The organism is Actinomadura rubteroloni, assembly GCF_002911665.1.
GTDB classification, from domain to species: domain Bacteria; phylum Actinomycetota; class Actinomycetes; order Streptosporangiales; family Streptosporangiaceae; genus Spirillospora; species Spirillospora rubteroloni.
In genome coordinates, this window is sequence record NZ_MTBP01000002.1 from 1,681,075 (window position 1) to 1,699,536 (window position 18,462).

Sequence of the window (18,462 nt, forward strand, 5' to 3'; positions counted from 1 at the left end):
GGGCTACCAGTGAGTAATGGCAAGTGAACGCTTATCCCGGGGAGGATCCCCCATGACCGTCGCCACCGAACGCCCCACGCGTTTCGCGTCGCTGAACCCCGCCACCGGCGAGGTCGTCGCCGAGCACCCCGTCCACGACGCGGAGGCGGTGGCCGCGGCCGTCGCCCGGGCGCGCGAGGCGGGCCGCTGGTGGCGGGGGCTCGGCGCGAAGGAACGGCGCCTGCGGCTGCTCAACGTCAAGGGCTCGCTCACCCGCAACCTGAACCGGATGGCCGAGACCATCCACCAGGAGACGGGCAAGCCGCTCGCCGACGCCCAGCTCGAAACGATCCTCGCGATCACGCACCTCGACTGGGCGGCGCGCAACGCCGCCAAGGTCCTCGGCCGCCGGACGGTCTTCCCGGGCCTCATGGCGCTCAACCAGAAGTGCGAACTGGAGTACCAGCCGCTCGGCGTCGTCGGCGTCATCGGCCCGTGGAACTACCCGATCTTCACGCCGATGGGCTCGATCGCCTACGCGCTCGCCGCCGGGAACGCGGTCGTGTTCAAGCCGTCGGAGTTCACCCCGGGCGTCGGCGTGCTGCTCGCCGAGATCATCGACGCGGTCGTCCCCGAGCACCCGGTGTTCCAGGTCGTCACCGGGCTCGGCGAGACGGGCGCGGCGCTGGCGTCCTCGCCCGACATCGACAAGATCGCCTTCACCGGCTCGGGCCCGACGGCCAAGCGCGTCATGGCCGCCTGCGCGCAGAACCTCACGCCGCTCGTCGCCGAGTGCGGCGGCAAGGACGTCGCGATCATCGACTCCGACGCCGACCTGGAGGCCGCCGCCGACGCCGCGCTGTGGGGCGCGATGGCCAACGCCGGGCAGACCTGCATCGGCGTGGAGCGCATCTACGTCGTGGAGGACGTCTACGACGCGTTCCTCGCCACGCTCACCGCCCGCGCCGAGAAGCTGCGCCCCGGTTTCGACCGCGAGGCCGCCTACGGCCCGATCACGATGCCGAAGCAGCTCGACATCATCGAGCGGCACATCGCCGACGCGCTGGAGCACGGCGGACGGGCCGTCGTCGGCGGCCCCGAGTCGGTGCGCAAGCCCTACGTCGAGCCGGTCGTGCTGGTGGACGTCCCGGAGACGTCGGCGGCCGTCTGCGAGGAGACGTTCGGGCCGACGATCACCGTCCACCGCGTCCGCGACATGGACGAGGCCGTCGAGAAGACCAACGCGACCACCTACGGCCTCGCCGGCGCGGTGTTCTCCGGCAACAAGGCCCGCGCGCTGGACGCGGCCCGCCGGATCCGGTCGGGCATGACGTCGATCAACGCGTTCGGCACGTTCGCGTCGGTGGCGGCGCTGCCGTTCGGCGGCGTCGGCGAGTCCGGGTTCGGGCGCATCCACGGCGCGGACGGGCTGCGCGAGTTCGCCCGCGCCAAGGCCGTCACGCGGCAGCGGTTCGCGCTCCCGCTGAACCCCAGCTCGTTCGGCCGGACTGAGAAGGAGATGGCCCGGCTCGTCCAGCTCGTCAACATGATGCACGGCAGGCGCTACAAGTAGTCCGCCGGCCGCGCCCCGGCGCCGCCCGGGGCGCGGCCAGGATTGACGACTCCTTGATCATTCGCGGAGTCTACTCTGTGTGCTTATGTGGTCACTCTAAAGACATGACGATCAAGCACATGCGAGGCCCCGCGACCATCGCGCTGGCCTCGGCTTTGATGGGGACCCTTGTCACCGGCGCCGCGCACGCGTCGCCGCGGGGCGACGACCCGGCCGTCGCGCCGGCGCCCGAGGCCAAGCTGGCGGTGCCGCAGAACATCGGCGTCCGCAAGTACGTGGACAAGGACCTCGTGACCGTGGGCGAGCGCCTGCACTACAGGATCCACATTCACAACCGCAGCCGCTTCATCACGCACGCCGAGGTCACCGACGAGCTGGACAGCATCCGCCTCCACGCGCGCATCCTCAGCACCGGCGCCACCACGGGCCACATCACCCTGGGCCGCACGAAGTTCGTGTGGCACGGGATCCTTCAGCCCTACCGCGACGCGGACGTCACGTTCACCGTCCGGACGGGCAAGGTCGGCTGGATCTACAACACCGTCCGCTGGGGCGGCAAGAACCCGGGGCGGTCGACCGTCAAGACCCGCATCGTCCCGAAGCACACCAAGTAATCACCGCGCCGCACGCCGCCGTCCGCTCGCCGGGCGGCGGCGTCCGCGCGTCCGGGGTCAGTCGCCGACGGCGCGCAGCACGCCGGGGCGGCGGCCCGCCAGCCGGTCCAGCGCGCGGGCGGCGTGCTCGTCGCCGGGCAGGTAGAGGACGATCCGCTGCGTGTCGCCGGCCGGGACGTCCAGCGTCTCGTAGGCCAGGCGCAGCACCCCTGCCTCGGGATGCGCGACGCGCCGCTCCGCGGCCGGGCGCGGCGGGCCCGGCAGCGCCGCCATGCGGGCGGTGAACGGCGCTCCGGCGAGGACGGTCAGGTCGTCCAGGAACCGGTCGACGTGCGGGTCCCCGTGGACGGCGACCATCCGCAGGTGCGCGACGGCCGTGTCGGCGGCCTCGTCCCAGTCGGGGAAGGCCGTCCGGGCGCGCGGGTCGGTGAAGAGGTAGCGGTGCAGGTTGGGCTCGTCGCCGTCCAGGACGCCGAGCGGGCCGGCGAGCGCCGCGAACCCGTCCGTCCAGGCGAGGACGTCGTCGAGCGCGTTGAGGACGACCGCCGGCGCGGGCTCCAGCCGGTCGAGCACCGCGCGCACCCCCGCCCGGACCGTGCGCCCCGGCGGGCTCCCGGCGTTCGGGCAGAGCATCCCGAACCCGCCCGCGGACGCCTTGGCGACGTAGCGGAACTGGACCCGCTGGTCGGGCGTCATCCGCAGCGCGTCCGCGAGCGCGGCCATGACCTGCGCGGACGGGTTGCGGTCGCGGCCCTGCTCCAGCCGGGTCAGGTACTCGACGCTGATCCCGGCGACGGTGGCCAGCTCGGCGCGGCGCAGGCCCGGCGTCCGGCGGCGCGAGCCCTCGGGCAGCCCCACGTCGGCGGGCCGGACGGCCTCGCGCCGCGCCCGCAGGAAGTCGCCCAGCTCGTTGTCGCTCACCCCCGGGAGGCTACCCGGCGGCCGGTGCCCGGATCGTGGCCCTCTCACTACTACGCTCCGGAAAGTCCGTACGTCGTATAGAGTTCTCGGTCGTCCCCCGAGCCGAGGAGCGCCCATGCCCGTCCATCCCGCCGACGCCCACGCGACGATCCAGGTCCGCGGCGCGCGGCAGAACAACCTCAGGAACGTCTCGCTCGACCTGCCCAAGCGGCGGCTGACCGTGTTCACCGGCGTGTCGGGGTCGGGGAAGTCGTCGCTGGTCTTCGGCACGATCGCGGCCGAATCGCGGCGGCTGATCGACGAGACCTACACCGCGTTCCTCCAGTCGTTCATGCCGAGCACGGCCCGTCCAGACGTGGACGAGCTGCGCAACCTGAGCGCCGCGATTGTCCTGGACCAGGAGCGCATGGGGGCGAACGCGCGGTCCACGGTCGGCACCGCCACGGACGCGTTCACGATGCTGCGGATCGTCTACAGCCGTCTCGGCGAGCCGCACGTCGGGACGTCCAGCGCGTTCAGCTTCAACACCCCCGACGGCATGTGCCCGCGCTGCGAGGGCCTCGGCGAGGTGTCCGACATCGCCGTGGACCGGCTGCTGGACCGGACCCTGTCGCTGAACGGCGGCGCGATCACCGTGCCGGGGTTCGCGGTCGGGTCCTGGTACTGGCGGGTCATCGCCGAGTCCGGGCTGTTCGACGCCGACAAGCCCCTCGCCGACTACACCGACGGGGAATGGGACGCGCTGCTGCACCGTCCGGCCGAGAAGCGCAAGGTCGACGGCCACACCCTGACCTACGAGGGGCTGATCCCGAAGGTCCGCCGCACCTATCTCGGCAAGGACCGCGACACGATGAAGCCGCACCTGCGCGCGTTCGTGGACCACGCGGTGGTGTTCGCGACGTGCTCCGAGTGCGGCGGGTCGCGGCTCAACGCGGCGGCGCGGTCGGCCGTGATCGGCGGCGTGAGCATCGCCGACTGCGCCCGGATGCAGATCAGCGACCTCGCGGGGTTCGTCGCGTCGATCGAGGACGCGTCCGTCGCGCCCCTGCTCGCCGGCCTGCGCGAGTTGCTGGGCGCGCTGGTGGAGATCGGCCTCGGTTATCTCAGCCTCGACCGTCCGACGCTCACCCTGTCGGGCGGCGAGTCCCAGCGGGTGAAGATGGTCCGCCACCTCGGGTCCAGCCTGACCGACGTGACGTACGTGTTCGACGAGCCGACCGTCGGCCTGCACCCGCACGACATCCGCCGCATGAACGACCTGCTGCTGCGGCTGCGCGACAAGGGCAACACCGTGCTGGTCGTGGAGCACAAGCCCGAGGTCATCGAGATCGCCGACCACGTCGTGGACCTCGGTCCCGGCGCCGGGACCGACGGCGGCGAGATCTGCTTCACCGGCGACGTCGCGGGGCTGCGCGCGTCCGGGACGCTCACCGGGCGCCACCTCGGCCACCGCGCCGGGCTGCGCGCCGCCGTCCGGGAGCCGCGCGGCTGGATCCCGATCCGGGGCGCGGACCGGCACAACCTCCAGAAGGTGGACGTGGACGTGCCCGAGGGCGTCCTGACGGTCGTGACCGGGGTGGCCGGGTCGGGCAAGAGCAGCCTCGTCCACGGCTACCTGGCCGACCGGGAGGACGTCGTCGTCGCCGACCAGTCCCCCGTCCGCGGGTCGCGGCGCAGCAACCCCGCCACCTACACCGGGCTGCTCGGGCCCGTCCGGAACGCGTTCGCCAAGGCCAACGGGGTCAAGCCCGCTCTGTTCAGCGCGAACTCCGAGGGCGCGTGCCCGGAGTGCAACGGGATCGGGCTCATCTACACCGACCTGGCGATGATGGCGGGCGTCGCGACCGTCTGCGAGACGTGCGAGGGACGGCGCTTCACCGCCAAGGTCCTCACCTACACGCTGGACGGCAAGAACATCGGCGAGGTCCTGGACATGCCGGTGCGGGAGGCGCACGCGTTCTTCGGCACCGGTCAGGCGCACGCGATCCTGTCCCGGCTGCTGGACGTCGGGCTCGGGTACGTCCGGCTCGGCCAGCCGCTGACCACGCTGTCGGGCGGCGAGCGGCAGCGGCTCAAGCTCGCCATCCACATGGCCGAGAAGGCGCGGACGTACGTCCTGGACGAACCCACGACCGGCCTCCACCTCGCCGACGTGGACCAGCTCCTCGCCCTGCTCGACCGGCTGGTGGACGACGGCAACACGGTCGTCGTCATCGAGCACCACCTCGCCGTCATCGCGCACGCGGACTGGCTCGTCGACATCGGGCCGGGCGGCGGCCACGACGGCGGACGGGTCGTCTACACCGGCACCCCCGCGCGGCTCGCCGCCGCGCCGTCCACCCTCACCGGGGAGCACCTGGCGGCCTACCTCGGCGGGTGAGGCGGTCTTAGGCCGCCGGGGACGCCCCTAAGCCGCGCCTAGGACGCGGAGATAAGGCGTCGTCCCGATGCCGGGACCCCCGTCTTAGGGCGAATCTTGCTGATGTCAGGCCGAACCGGGCCGGACGCCCACAGCAGGAGGAGACCCCAGATGCTGCACCCGGAGTTCACCGAGCAGATCACCAAGGACCGTACCCGGCGGCTCATCGCCGAGGCCAAGGCGGCGCGGCAGGCCGCCAAGGCGGCGAAGGCCCGCAAGCGGTGAGGCGCCGCAGGCCCGTCGCGCGGCCGTGCGGCTGCCGGCGCCCCCGTCCATCGCGGACGGGGGCGCTTCGCTGTCAGGCGGGGGTCTTGCCCCGGATGAGGTCGGCGGCGCGCTCGGCGATCGCGATGGTCGGGGCGTTGGTGTTGCCGCGCGGGACGGCGGGCATGACGGAGGCGTCCACCACCCGCAGGCCGGCCACGCCCCGGACGCGCAGTTCGGTGTCGCAGACGGCGCCGTCCGGGCCCATCGCGCACGTCGACGTCGGGTGGAACAGCGTGCCCAGCTCGCGCCGGACGAACGCGGTGAGCGCCGCGTCGTCGTCGGCCTGCTCGCCGGGGGCCAGCTCGCCGCCGGTGATCTCGGCCAGCGGGCCGGTCGCCGCGATCTCCCGGGTCTGCCGGACGCCCGCCAGCAGGATCTCCAGGTCGGACTTCTCGGCCAGGTAGGCGGGGTCGAGCAGCGGCTTGGCGTGCGGGCTCGCGCTCCGCAGCGTCAGCGCGCCCCGGCTCTCGATCGCGATGGCCGTGACCAGCACCGACACCGCCCGCTGCGTCGGGTCCACGAGCCCCTGCCGGACGAACGGCGTGGGCAGCACGTGGTACTGGAGGTCGGGCGCGGGCAGGTCCGGGGCCGTCCGGACGAACCCGCCCGCCTCGGCCACGTTCGACGCCATCGGGCCCCGTCCGGCCGCCAGGTACGCGACGAGGTTGCGGGTCGTGGCCTGCTCCCACAGGTTCTTGGTGCGCGGCGTCGCGAACATGACGCCGACGTACGGGTGGTCCTGGAGGCCCTGCCCGACGGGGGCGTCCACGACGACGTCGATGCCGTGCTCGCGCAGATGGTCGGCCGGGCCGACGCCCGACAGCATGAGGAGCTGCGGGCTGTTCACCGCGCCGCCGGACAGGATCACCTCGGCGTTGACGCGCTCCTCGCGGTTCTCGCCGCGCTGCTCGTAGCGGACGCCGACGGCCCGCCCGTCCTCGATGATCACCCCGGTGGCGAGCGCGTCGGTCTCGACCGTCAGGTTCGGCCGCTCCAGCGCCGGACGCAGGTAGCCCGCGGCCGTCGACCACCGCTTCCCGCGTTTGTGCGTGACCTGGTAGAAGCCGACGCCGTCCTGCTCCGCGCCGTTGAAGTCGTCGTTCGCCGCCAGCCCGTGCGCCTTCGCCGACGCCACCCACGCGCGGGTCAGCGCGTGCCGGTGCCGCAGATCCTCGACGCGGAGCGGCCCGCCCGTCCCGTGGTACTCCGAGGCGCCGTGCTGCTGGTCCTCGGCGCGCTTGAAGTACGGGAGCAGGTCGTCATAGCCCCAGCCCCGGCAGCCGAAGTCGTCGCGCCAGGAGTCGTAGTCGTACCGCGCGCCCCGGATGTAGATCATCGCGTTGGTGGACGAGCTGCCGCCGAGCGTCCGCCCGCGCGGCCAGTAGACGCTGCGCCCGTCCGCGTGCTCCTGCGCGACGGTCGAGTAGTCCCAGTCGTACGGCCCCTTGATCAGCGACGCGACGGCCGCCGGCACGTGGATCTCGGCCGCGTCGTCCGGCGGCCCCGCCTCCAGCAGCAGCACCGACACGCCGGGGTCCTCGCTGAGCCGCGCGGCGAGCACGCACCCCGCGCTTCCCGCCCCGACGATGATGTAGTCGTACACGGCCGCCTCCGGGGGTGGCTCCACAGACCGGACAAGTACCTGGAACCCTACCGAACGCCGTTCACCCGTCCCACCCCTCGGACGGCGCGGCTTAGGGTGGCGGTATGGCGAAGGACAGGGATCAGCCCGTCGTGTTGTCGCGGATCTACACGCGGACCGGGGACGACGGGACGACCGCGCTCGGCGACGCGTCGCGGACGCGCAAGACCGACCCCCGGCTGGCCGCGTACGCCGACGTGGAGGAGGCCAACGCCGCGATCGGGGCGGCGGTCGCGCTCGGGGGGCTGGACGAGGGCGTCGCGGCGCTGCTGGTGCGCGTCCAGAACGACCTGTTCGACGTCGGCGCGGACCTGTGCGCTCCGGTCGTCCCGGATCCGCCGTTCCCGCCGCTGCGCGTCGAGGACGCCTACGTCGAGCGGCTGGAGGCGGCCTGCGACGAGTTCAACGCCGACCTGCCCCCGCTGCGCAGCTTCATCCTCCCGGGCGGGACGCCCGGCGCGGCGCTGCTGCACGTCGCCCGGACGGTGACGCGGCGCGCCGAGCGCAGCGCGTGGACGGCCGTCGAGGCGCACGGCGCGGCGCCCGAGGGCGACGTCAACCCGCTGACCGCGCAGTACCTCAACCGCCTGTCGGACCTGCTGTTCATCCTCGGCCGGGTCGCGAACGCCGGGCACGGGGACGTCCTGTGGAAGCCCGGCGGCGAGCGCTGAGGTCGGGTTAACCCCACCCCCGGAACGCCGGTCCGCCACCTGGCCCGGCCGCCCTCCCCCCGGCAGGCTGGAGTCGTCCACAGGGAGAGGGAGACACGGGTGAAGACGGTCACGGGGACGGTGCTGGCGGGGGCCGCGGTGCTGACGCTGGGCGGCTGCGGCCTGGTCAGCACCGGCGGGACGCGGCACGCCGAGCGCACCTACGACGTCGCGGGGACGTCGCGGGGGCTGGACGTGCGCGCGAACGGCGCGGTCGAGATCGTCGGCGCCGACACCGACAAGGTGACGGTCCGGGAGCGGGAGCGCTGGTCGAACGACCGCAACAAGCCCCGGCCGGCGCACGCGGTCCGCGACGGGGTGCTGACGTTGTCGTCGCACTGCAAGCACGCCGTGATCGGCGGGGCGTGCGCCGTGCGGTACCGGATCACCGTGCCCCGCGCCCTGGCCGTGACGGTGAACGACAAGGACGGCGCAATAACCGTCCGCGATGCGACCGGCACGCTGAACTTCACCACCAGCACCGGCTCGATCAACGCGGAGAACGTGACCACCGCGGCGCTGACGGCCCGGTCGGGGGCCGGACGGATCCGCGTCTCGGGCAAGGCCGGGACCGCCGACCTGCGCACCGGCACCGGAGCGATCGACGTCGAGCGGCTGGAGAGCACGTCGCTGAAGGCGTCCACCGGGGACGGGGCGGTGCGCGTCGCCGGCCGCGCCGACCAGGCCGAACTGCGCACCAGCACCGGGTCGATCCACTCGGCGGGCCTGCGCAGCGACCGGCTGACCGTCCGGACGGGCGACGGGAGCGTCCGGCTGGCGTTCACCGTCCCGCCGGCGAAGGTCGACGCCCGCACCAGCACCGGCTCGATCTACCTCACGCTGCCCGCCACCGCCTCCTACGCGATCGACGCCGAGACGAACACCGGCGGCCGGCGGATCGACGACGCGCTGCGCGTCGACAGCGCCGCGCCCCGGCACCTGGACCTTCGCACCGGCGACGGCTCGATCACCGTCCGGGCGGCCTGAAACCCCGAGCCCCGCGCCCCCCGATCGGACCATAATGTCTCGATCGTTACGGGGACGGGGGTCGACCGATGACCGAGCGCGGGGCACCGCTGGGGGATCGCTATCTACTGGGGGAACGGCTCGCCGGGACGGTCTGGCGCTGCGTGGACCGCACGACGGGCGCCACGCGCGCCGTCCGCTTCCTGCCGCGCGCCGAGGCGCCGGAGGACGTTCCACGCCACCGCCACCTGGTGGCCGTCCACGACCGGGTGACCGACGGCGACCGGGTGGCGCTCGTCACGGACCTGATCACGGGCGAGAACCTGACGGCCTACGCGGCCCGGCGCGGCCCGCTGCCGCCCGCCGAGGCCGCCTGGCTGACGTCCCAGGTCGCCGAAGCCCTCGCCGCCCTCCACGCGACGGGCCGGGCCCACGGCGCCCTCGAACCCGACGCCGTCCTGCTCGACCACACCGACCGGAGCGCACCCGTCCGCGTCACCACGCCGCGCACCGCCGACCCGACACCCGCCGACGACGTGCACGCCATCGGCCTCCTCCTGCACACCCTCCTGACCCCGCCCAGCCCCGCGACCAACGCGGAAAGCTCGCGCACACCGGACGGAGACTCGCCCGCGCCGGACGACTGGCTGCCCGCACCGACAGGCGCCACGCTCGCCGCGGACAGCCCCGCGACCAGCGCGGGAGGCTCGGGCACACCGGGCACGCGCTCGCCCGCGCCGGGCGGCGCTGCGCTCGCCCCGGGCGGCGACACGCGTGCTCGGGTCGGTCCCGCGTTCGTTCTGGACGGCCCGCTGGGGGCGTTGGTCGAGCGGTGTCGTACCGAGCGGCCCGGCGACCGTCCTGAGGCCGCCGACGTGGCCCGGGAGCTGGCGGACTATGCCCGCGTGCACCAGGTGAAGCCGTTCGTGCTGGCGCCGCGGAGGCCGTCGCCCGCGTCGCTGCTGTCGGCGGCGTTCGCGGGAGTGTCGGGGGCGGGGTTCCCGTGCGGGCCGGACGCGGTCCTCCCCCGCCGGACACCGCTGCTGCTCTGCGTCGGCGCCGCCGTGGCGGCCGTCGCGCTGGCCGCCGGGGTGACGCTGACGCTCACCACGGCGAGCGCGCGCGACGCCCGCGCCAACCCGCCGCACGACCGGCGCCGCCTCACGGACGCCGCGCGCGCGGCGGACTGGCGCTGCGGGCCGCGCTCGTCCGCCGGCGGACGCGAGCTGCGCGCCTGCGTCCGCACCGACGGCCACCGCCTCTACCTGCGCGGGACGGTCACGCCCGTCGCCCCGGGCGACGACGTCCGGGTGACGCTCGTGCTGCGGACGGCGGCCGGACGCGACGTCCAGTCCTTCACCTCGCCGCCCTGCGCGACGACCGTCTGCACGTTCGAGACGTCGGCCGTCCCGCCCCGCCGCGCCTACCGGGCGCTCCCCGCCTACTCGCTCGGCGGCACGCGCCGCGCCACCGGCCCAGAGAGCCCCGCCGTCACGTTCTAGCGGCGTCCTACGGCAGCTCGGCGCTGAAATGGCGGACGGCGTGCAGGACGCCGTCCGCCATCGTCTCCAGCAGCGCGAAGTCGACGTTCTTCACCGTGTCGCACATGGTGTGGTAGCAGGGGTCGTACGGGTCGCCCGCCTTGCCGCCGTAGGTGCGGGCCTCGGCGGTGGTCTTGTTGCCGTCCGCGCCGGACTCCATGCCGCCCGCCGGGATGCCCGCCTTCACGAACGGGCCGTAGTCGGAGCGCCCGGTGTACGGGCTGTCGGTCACCGGCAGGTCCCGGGACGCGTAGTAGTCGCGGAACACCGCCTCGATCGCGCCCGACCCCGCCGGCGGGTCCTTCTCCGCGCCGAGCGACGCGTCCCCGTCGTAGACGCCCCGGACGCCGTTCACCGAGCCCAGCATGTCGAAGTTGAGCGCCAGCGCGATCTTCGCCCGCTCGGCCTTGGGCAGCGCGGTGACGTAGTGCTCCGAGCCGCGCAGCCCGTCCTCCTCGGCACCCCAGAACGCGAACCGGACGCGGTTGCGCAGCGGCGTCCGGGACATCCGCCGCGCGGCCGCGAGCACCGCCGCGACGCCCGTCGCGTTGTCGTTGATGCCCGGCCCCTCCGGGATGCTGTCGAGATGGGCGCCGACGACCACGACGCGGCCGGACGCGCCGCCGGACGTGTCCGCGAGGACGTTCGCGCCGTGCTTGCGGACCGTCCCCGCCTTCGTCCGGACGTGCAGCCGCAGCGTCCCCTTGCGCGCCGCCCGCACCAGCGCGGACCCGATCGAGTACGACGTCGAGACCACCGGGAGCTTCCGCTGCCGCTGCAGCGTCCCGCCCGCGACGCTCCGCGCGTCCGAACGGTTGTAGACCACGACGGCCGACGCCCCCGCCGCACGCGCCCGCGTCACCTTCACCGAGAACTCGCACGCCCCGCGCTGCACCAGCGCGATCGCGCCGCGCGGGAACCGGGCGAAGTCGGCGGCCTCGCACGCCGCCGTCCCCGCCTGCCCGGCCGCGGGCACGTCCACCGGCACCGCGCGCGCCGTCACGTCGCCCGACCCGGAGTACTCCATCGTCACGAAGTCCGTCCCGTGGACGTACGGACGGGCCCTGGGCGCCGTCCGCGCGAACTCCGGCGTGTCCCGCTCCGCCCAGTCCGGATAGGTGAACGGCTGGACGGCCGGCGCGTACCCCGCCCGCCTCAGCTCCGCCACGACGTAGGAGACCGACCCGTCGAACCCGCGCGTCCCCGCCGCGCGGTTCCCGCCGTGCTCCCGGGCGATCCGCGCGAACGCGTCGAGGTCCCGCCGCACGTCCTCCATCAGCCCGCGCGACGGGTGGGCGGCGGACGCGGGCAACGACGCGAGGGGAACGGCCGCGACCGGGACGAGCAGCGCGGCGCACAGAACAGTGAGTTTCACGATCACCAAGAGTGCCCGTCCGGACACCCGGAGCCACTTACCGACGCGCCCGAAAAACCTGTCCCCGGCGCACGCGCACGATGACCGGCGCGGCGCCGACGGAGAGCTACTCCGGTTGCGGGATGTCGACGGGGAAGCCGGGCGGGGCGGCCTCCAGCCAGGACAGGAAGCCGGTCAGGGCGGACGCGCCCATCGCCAGTTCGAGCCGCGTCCCGCCGTCGCGCACCGCGATGACCTCGACCCCTGGCAGCAGGCCCTCGGCCTCCCGGTCCCCCGGCGCGCGGCGGCCGGACACGACGAGGCCCCGGCGGTGGATCACCTGCCGGGGCCTGGCGCGGAAACCGAACACACGGTGCCAATGCAGCGTGTCGCCCTGGTAACGGGCGATGCCGAGGCGCCACGGCCCCGGCTCACCCGTCTCCGGGCACACGCGCAGACTGCACTCGACGGTGCCGCCCTTGCGGACGAACCACCGCCGCCGTACCGCCATGACCGCGAACAGCACGGCCGCCACGAGAACGACGACGGCGAGCACCGAGCCCGCGTCCGCTGCCAGGTGCCCGCCCATCGAACCGTCCCGCCGTGTTACGCGTCGGCGCCCGCCGCGAGCAGGCGCGCACGCGCCCGCCGCTCCGCGGTCGTGTCGGCGTCCCCGGCGGAGAGCGCCTCCTCCAAAGACCGGCGCGCGTCCGCGACGTCGATCTCGTGCGCCAGCTCGGCCTGCTCGGCGAGCACCGACACCTCGTCGCCCGCGATCGAGAAGAACCCGCTGCCGACCATCGCGCGGATCTTCTCCGAGCCGTCGGCCGGTTCGATCGTCACGACGCTGCCGTCCAGCAGCACGCCGAGCACCGGGGCGTGGCCCGGCAGGATGCCGAGCTGGCCCTCGATGGTCTGCGCGACCACCAGTTTGGCCTCGCCGGCCCAGACCTCGCGCTCGGGCGAGACCAGACCGACCTTCAGGGTTGCCACTACGTCCTCCGAACTCAAGCGGAGCGGACCGGCGGGCCGCCGGAAGGGACGGCCCGCCGGAACGACTACTTCTCCAGCTCCTTGGCCTTCTTCTCGACGTCCTCGATCCCGCCGCACATGAAGAACGCCTGCTCCGGAATGTGGTCGTACTTGCCCTCGGCGATCGCCTTGAAGGACGCGACGGTCTCGTCCTTCGGCACCGTCACGCCCTCCTGGCCGGTGAACTGCTCGGCCACGTACATCGGGTGCGACAGGAAGCGCTCGATGCGCCGCGCCCGCTGGACGGTGACCTTGTCCTCCTCCGACAGCTCGTCGATGCCGAGGATCGCGATGATGTCCTGCAGTTCCTTGTACTTCTGCAGGATCCGCTTCACCTCCTGCGCCACCGAGTAGTGCTCGTTGCCGAGCACCTGCGGGTCCATGATCCGCGAGGTGGACGTCAGCGGGTCCACCGCCGGGAAGATGCCCTTGGACGAGATGTCGCGCGACAGCTCGGTGGTGGCGTCCAGGTGGGCGAACGTGGTGTGCGGGGCCGGGTCGGTGATGTCGTCCGCGGGCACGTAGATCGCCTGCATCGAGGTGATCGAGTGGCCGCGGGTCGAGGTGATCCGCTCCTGCAGCACGCCCATCTCGTCGGCCAGCGTCGGCTGGTAGCCCACCGCGGACGGCATGCGCCCGAGCAGCGTGGACACCTCCGAACCGGCCTGGGTGAACCGGAAGATGTTGTCGATGAACAGCATCACGTCCTGGCCCTGGACGTCGCGGAAGTACTCCGCCATCGTCAGGCCCGACAGCGCCACCCGAAGACGCGTGCCCGGGGGCTCGTCCATCTGGCCGAACACCAGGGCGGTGTCGGCGAGGACGCCGGACTCGTCCATCTCGACCCAGAGGTCGTTGCCCTCACGCGTGCGCTCGCCGACGCCGGCGAACACCGAGGTGCCGCCGAAGTTCTTGGCGACGCGCCGGATCATCTCCTGGATGAGGACGGTCTTGCCCACGCCCGCGCCGCCGAACAGGCCGATCTTGCCGCCCCGGACGTACGGGGACAGCAGGTCGATGACCTTGATGCCGGTCTCCAGCATCTCGGTCTTCGACTCGAGCTGGTCGAACTTCGGCGCCTGGCGGTGGATGCCCCAGCGCTCGTTGATCTCCAGCGACGCCGTCGGGACGTCCAGCGCGTCACCGAGGGCGTTCCACACGTGGCCCTTGGTGATGTCGCCGACCGGCACCGAGATCGGCTTGCCGGTGTCGCTGACGGACGCGCCGCGCACCATGCCGTCGGTCGGCTGCATCGAGATCGCGCGGATCATGTTGTCGCCGAGGTGCTGCGCGACCTCGAGCGTCAGCGTCTTGACCTCGTCGCCGAGCTCGACGTCGATGTGCAGCGCGTTGTAGATCTCCGGAATGGCGTCGGCGGGGAACTCCACGTCGACGACCGGGCCGATGACCCGGGCGACGCGCCCGGTGGCCGCCGCCGTCTCTACCTGAGCAGTCATTCTCACTCCCCGCCAGAATCGGCGAGCGCGTCAGCGCCACCGACGATCTCGCTGATTTCCTGGGTGATGGCCGCCTGCCGCGCCTGGTTCATCAGCCGCGTGTAGACGTCGATCAGTTCGTTGGCATTGTCGGTCGCCGACTTCATCGCCCGGCGGCGCGCGGCGTGCTCGGACGCGGCCGACTGGAGCAGCATGTGGAAGATGCGGCTCTCGATGTAGTTCGGCAGCATCAGGTCCAGCGCGTCCTTGGCGGACGGCTCGAACTCGTACGCCGGGAGCACCGGCCCGGTCCCGTCGTCCTCGCGCTCGCTGATCTCCAGCGGGATCAGCCGGCGGACCTGGACCTCCTGCGTCAGCATCGAGTGGAACTCGGTGTAGATCACGTGGATCTCACCGACCCCGCCCTCGGCGTCGGTCTTCAGGAAGTCCTCGGCGACCCGGCGGCCGATCCGCTCGGCGGAGTCGAACGTCGGACGGTCGCTGAACCCCGTCCACGCCTCGGCGTAGTCGCGGTCCCGGAACCGGTACCAGGTGAGGCCCTTGTTGCCCACCAGGTACATCACCGGCTCGCGGCCCCGGTCGCGCAGCCGCTGCGCGAGCGCCTCGGCCTCCCGCAGGACGTTGGCGTTGTAGCCGCCGCAGAACCCGCGGTCGCTGGTGATGACCACGACGGCCGACCGCGAGTCCTCCGGCTGCTCGTGCAGCAGGGGGTGGTCGATGCCGACGTTGTGGCTGACCAGCGCGGTGAGGGCCGCGACGATCTGGTCGGCGTAGGGCTTGGACGCCGCCACCGCGTGCTGGGCCTTGACGATGCGCGAGGTGGCGATCATCTCCTGCGCACGCGTGATCTTCGCGGTCGACTTGACCGACCTGATCCGCTGGCGCAGCTCGCGTACCTGTGCGGGCATCGGTCAGCCCTTCTTGACGCGGGTGATCGTCTCCTGACCGACGGACTCCTCGTCGATGGCCTCGACCGACTCGTCGCCGAGCAGGTCGCCGCCGCTCGTCTCGAAGCCCCGCTTGAACTCGGTGATCGAGTCCTTCAGCGTGGTGAGGTTGTCGTCGGTGAGCTGCCCGGACTCGCGGATGCCCGACAGCAGGCCGGGGTGCGTGCGCTCCAGGTGGTCCAGGAACCCGCGCTCGAAGCGGCGGATGTCCTCGACCGGGACGTCGTCCAGCTCGCCGGACGTGCCCGCCCAGACCGCGACGACCTCCTGCTCCACCGGGAACGGCGAGCCCTGCGGCTGCTTGAGCAGCTCGACCAGGCGGGCGCCGCGGTCGAGCTGGGCGCGCGAGGCGGCGTCCAGGTCGGACGCGAACGCCGCGAACGCCTCCAGGTCGCGGAACTGCGACAGGGCCAGCCGCAGCGTGCCCGACACCTTCCGCATGGCCTTGATCTGCGCCGACCCGCCGACGCGGGACACCGACACACCGACGTTGATCGCCGGCCGGACGCCCTGGTTGAACAGGTCGGTCTCCAGGAAGCACTGACCGTCGGTGATGGAGATGACGTTGGTCGGGATGAACGCCGACACGTCGTTGCCCTTGGTCTCGATGATCGGGAGACCCGTCATCGAGCCGGCGCCCATGTCGTCCGACAGCTTCGCGCAGCGCTCCAGCAGACGCGAGTGCAGGTAGAAGACGTCACCGGGGTAGGCCTCGCGGCCCGGCGGACGGCGCAGCAGCAGCGACACCGCGCGGTACGCGTCGGCCTGCTTCGACAGGTCGTCGAAGACGATCAGGACGTGCTTGCCCTGGTACATCCAGTGCTGGCCGATCGCCGACCCGGTGTAGGGGGCGATGTACTTGTAGCCGGCGGGCTCGGACGCGGGGGCCGCGACGATCGTCGTGTACTCCAGCGCGCCCGACTCCTCGAGCTGGCGCCGGACGTTGGCGATCGTGGAGCCCTTCTGGCCGACCGCGACGTAGATGCAGCGGACCTGCTGCTTCGGGTCGCCGGTCTCCCAGTTGATCTTCTGGTTGATGATCGTGTCGATGGCGACCGTCGTCTTGCCGGTCTGCCGGTCGCCGATGATGAGCTGCCGCTGGCCCCGGCCGATCGGCGTCATCGCGTCGATGGCCTTGATGCCGGTCTGCAGCGGCTCCTTCACCGACTGGCGCTGCACGACCGTGGGGGCCTGCAGTTCCAGGGCGCGGCGCTCGGTGGACTCGATCGGGCCCTTGCCGTCCAGCGGGTTGCCCAGCGCGTCCACGACGCGGCCGAGGAAGCCGTCGCCGACGGGGGCCGACAGCACCTCCCCGGTGCGCCGGACCCGCTGGCCCTCTTCGATGTTGCTGAAGTCGCCCAGGATGACGGCGCCGATCTCGCGCACGTCAAGGTTCAGCGCCAGTCCGCGCGTGCCGTCCTCGAACTCCAGGAGTTCGTTCGCCATCGCGGAGGGCAGTCCCTCGACGTGGGCGATACCGTCGCCGGAATCGACGACGGTGCCGACCTCATCACGCGCGGCGGCCTCGGGCTCGTACGACTGGACGAAGCGCTCCAGCGCGTTCCGGATCTCGTCCGGACGGATCGTCAGCTCCGCCATGATTCCTCTCTTGCTCCCTAAAGGGGTCAGCTCTGCTAGCCCGCGAGCCGCCGCCGGACATCGTCCAGCCGGCCGGCGATCGTGCCGTCGATGATCTCGTCCCCGATCTGGACGGACAGGCCGCCCAGCGTGCTCGGGTCGATCTCGATGTTCAGGTGGACTTGGTGGCCGTACGCCGAGGCGAGCACGCCGGCGAGCCGGGTGCGCTGGTCGGCGGACAGGTCCACGGGAGTGCGCACGACCGCCACGAGCCGCTGCCGCCGCTGGGCGACGAGCCTGCCGTACTCGGCGAGTCCGCCTTCCAGGCTACGTCCTCGCGGCCGGAGCACCAGCTCCGTGACGAGGGTCAGCGCCGCCGCCGTGACCTTGCCGTCGAGCAGGTCGTTCAGCACGGCGGCCTTGCGGTCGTCCGGCAGGTTGCGGGCGACGAGCGCGGCGCGCAGGGCGTGCTCGCGCTCGATGACCCGGGAGAACCGGAACAGCTCGTCCTCCAGGTCGTCCACGCGGCCCTCGGCCTCGGCGCGGGCGGCCTCGGCGGTGACCGCGAGGTTCTCCAGGGCGTCCGACAACTCCGCCGGCCTGGACCAGCGCAGCCGGACCACGTCGGCGACCAGTCCGAGAGCGGCCGGGGAGATCTGGTTCTCCAGCAGCGCCCGCACGAGCGCGTCCTTGGCGTCGGCGGCGGCCGACGGGTCGGACACCGCGCGGCGCACGCCGTGCTCCCGGTCGATCAGGTTCAGCACCGCGAACAGGTCCGCGCCCAGCCGGCCGAGGTCGGCGGACGGGATGACCGCGTCCAGCCGCTCCCGCGCCGCGGCCAGGGAGGCCCTGCCCACCGCTCCCGTGATGGTCATGATGTGATCTGCTCCCGGTGTCCCGCGCGGCCTTCGAGTTCCTCCAGGAACCGGTCGACCACGCGGCTCTGGCGGGCGGTGTCCTCCAGGGACTCGCCCACGACACGGCCGGCCAGCTCGACCGAGAGCGCGCCGATCTCGGCGCGCAGCGCGGCCACGGCCTGCTGCTTGTCCGCCTCGATCTGGGCGTGCGCGGCCTCGACGATGCGCCGGGCCTCGGCCTGGGCCTGCTCCTTCATCTGCGCGATGATCTGGTTGCCCTGCTCACGCGCCTCCTCGGCCTGCCGGGTGGCGTCGCGCTGGGCCTCCTTGAGCTTGGCCTGGTACTGGTCGAGGGTCTGCTGCGCTTCCTTCTGCGCCTCCTCGGCCTTGGCCAGCCCGCCCTCGATCGCCTTGGTCCGCTCGGCGAGCGTCGCCTGGATCTTCGGGACGAACAGCTTGCCCACGAGGATCAGCACGATGGCGAAGGCGATGGAGCCGACGACGAGTTCGGCGGTGTCGGGGAGGACCGGGTTGGTGTCCCCTCCCTCGGCGAGCACCCTTGCGACGAGCGCACTGCTCATGGCGGTTCCGCCTTCCTCTCAGAA

Annotated in this window: 16 protein-coding genes; 6 read left to right on the plus strand and 10 right to left on the minus strand. The window is 72.8% G+C overall.

The genetic code is table 11. From position 1 onward, the window contains the following. Positions 1 to 52: 52 nt before the first annotated feature. The gene (locus BTM25_RS19235; RefSeq protein ID WP_103564228.1) at positions 53 to 1,552 is read left to right on the plus strand and encodes an aldehyde dehydrogenase family protein; all 1,500 of its coding nucleotides are present in this window, start codon (positions 53 to 55) and stop codon (positions 1,550 to 1,552) included. Between the two features lie 104 nt (positions 1,553 to 1,656). Next, positions 1,657 to 2,166: a hypothetical protein gene (locus BTM25_RS19240; RefSeq protein ID WP_103564229.1), complete on the plus strand. Its 510-nt coding sequence runs from the start codon at positions 1,657 to 1,659 to the stop codon at positions 2,164 to 2,166. A gap of 57 nt (positions 2,167 to 2,223) precedes the next feature. Here the strand turns inward: BTM25_RS19240 and BTM25_RS19245 are convergent, their stop codons facing one another. Then, complete coding sequence (locus BTM25_RS19245; RefSeq protein ID WP_103564230.1) at positions 2,224 to 3,087, minus strand: helix-turn-helix domain-containing protein; 864 nt, start codon at positions 3,085 to 3,087, stop codon at positions 2,224 to 2,226. Positions 3,088 to 3,202: 115 nt separating this feature from the next. Between BTM25_RS19245 and BTM25_RS19250 the strand changes: the two genes are divergently transcribed. Next, positions 3,203 to 5,467 carry an ATP-binding cassette domain-containing protein gene (locus BTM25_RS19250; protein ID WP_103564231.1) on the plus strand — a complete coding sequence of 755 codons (2,265 nt, stop codon included), beginning with the start codon at positions 3,203 to 3,205 and terminating at the stop codon, positions 5,465 to 5,467. A 337-nt stretch (positions 5,468 to 5,804) separates the two neighbouring features. Here the strand turns inward: BTM25_RS19250 and BTM25_RS19255 are convergent, their stop codons facing one another. After that, entirely contained in the window at positions 5,805 to 7,376 is a 1,572-nt protein-coding gene (locus BTM25_RS19255) for a GMC family oxidoreductase (RefSeq protein ID WP_103564232.1), read from the minus strand. A 104-nt stretch (positions 7,377 to 7,480) separates the two neighbouring features. Between BTM25_RS19255 and BTM25_RS19260 the strand changes: the two genes are divergently transcribed. From BTM25_RS19260 to BTM25_RS19270, 3 genes are all read left to right on the plus strand, one after another. Beyond that, a complete protein-coding gene (locus BTM25_RS19260; protein ID WP_103564233.1) occupies positions 7,481 to 8,086 on the plus strand; it encodes a cob(I)yrinic acid a,c-diamide adenosyltransferase in 606 nt (201 codons plus the stop codon). A 99-nt stretch (positions 8,087 to 8,185) separates the two neighbouring features. Further along, a complete protein-coding gene (locus tag BTM25_RS19265) occupies positions 8,186 to 9,112 on the plus strand; it encodes a DUF4097 family beta strand repeat-containing protein (RefSeq protein ID WP_168212158.1) in 927 nt (308 codons plus the stop codon). Positions 9,113 to 9,180: 68 nt separating this feature from the next. Then, complete coding sequence (locus tag BTM25_RS19270; protein WP_103564235.1) at positions 9,181 to 10,593, plus strand: protein kinase; 1,413 nt, start codon at positions 9,181 to 9,183, stop codon at positions 10,591 to 10,593. 7 nt (positions 10,594 to 10,600) lie between these two features. Here BTM25_RS19270 and BTM25_RS19275 read toward each other — a convergent pair whose 3' ends face one another. The 8 genes from BTM25_RS19275 to BTM25_RS19310 form a co-directional block, all read right to left on the minus strand. Then, positions 10,601 to 12,007 (minus strand): M20/M25/M40 family metallo-hydrolase, encoded by a 1,407-nt coding sequence (locus tag BTM25_RS19275; protein ID WP_235828487.1) that lies wholly within the window; start codon positions 12,005 to 12,007, stop codon positions 10,601 to 10,603. A 106-nt stretch (positions 12,008 to 12,113) separates the two neighbouring features. Further along, complete coding sequence (locus BTM25_RS19280) at positions 12,114 to 12,575, minus strand: DUF2550 domain-containing protein (protein WP_103564237.1); 462 nt, start codon at positions 12,573 to 12,575, stop codon at positions 12,114 to 12,116. Positions 12,576 to 12,592: 17 nt separating this feature from the next. After that, on the minus strand, positions 12,593 to 12,979 hold the full coding sequence (locus tag BTM25_RS19285) for a F0F1 ATP synthase subunit epsilon (RefSeq protein ID WP_103564238.1): 387 nt from the start codon (positions 12,977 to 12,979) through the stop codon (positions 12,593 to 12,595). Positions 12,980 to 13,044: 65 nt separating this feature from the next. After that, entirely contained in the window at positions 13,045 to 14,475 is a 1,431-nt protein-coding gene (gene atpD / locus BTM25_RS19290; RefSeq protein ID WP_103564239.1) for a F0F1 ATP synthase subunit beta, read from the minus strand. 2 nt (positions 14,476 to 14,477) lie between these two features. Continuing rightward, a complete protein-coding gene (locus BTM25_RS19295; protein ID WP_103564240.1) occupies positions 14,478 to 15,383 on the minus strand; it encodes a F0F1 ATP synthase subunit gamma in 906 nt (301 codons plus the stop codon). A gap of 3 nt (positions 15,384 to 15,386) precedes the next feature. Next, a complete protein-coding gene (gene atpA / locus BTM25_RS19300) occupies positions 15,387 to 17,021 on the minus strand; it encodes a F0F1 ATP synthase subunit alpha (RefSeq protein WP_103564241.1) in 1,635 nt (544 codons plus the stop codon). 35 nt (positions 17,022 to 17,056) lie between these two features. Continuing rightward, entirely contained in the window at positions 17,057 to 17,875 is an 819-nt protein-coding gene (locus BTM25_RS19305) for a F0F1 ATP synthase subunit delta (protein WP_103564242.1), read from the minus strand. Further along, complete coding sequence (locus BTM25_RS19310; RefSeq protein ID WP_407923401.1) at positions 17,872 to 18,414, minus strand: F0F1 ATP synthase subunit B; 543 nt, start codon at positions 18,412 to 18,414, stop codon at positions 17,872 to 17,874. The genes BTM25_RS19305 and BTM25_RS19310 overlap by 4 nt, the downstream gene beginning before the upstream one ends. Positions 18,415 to 18,462: the final 48 nt, after the last annotated feature.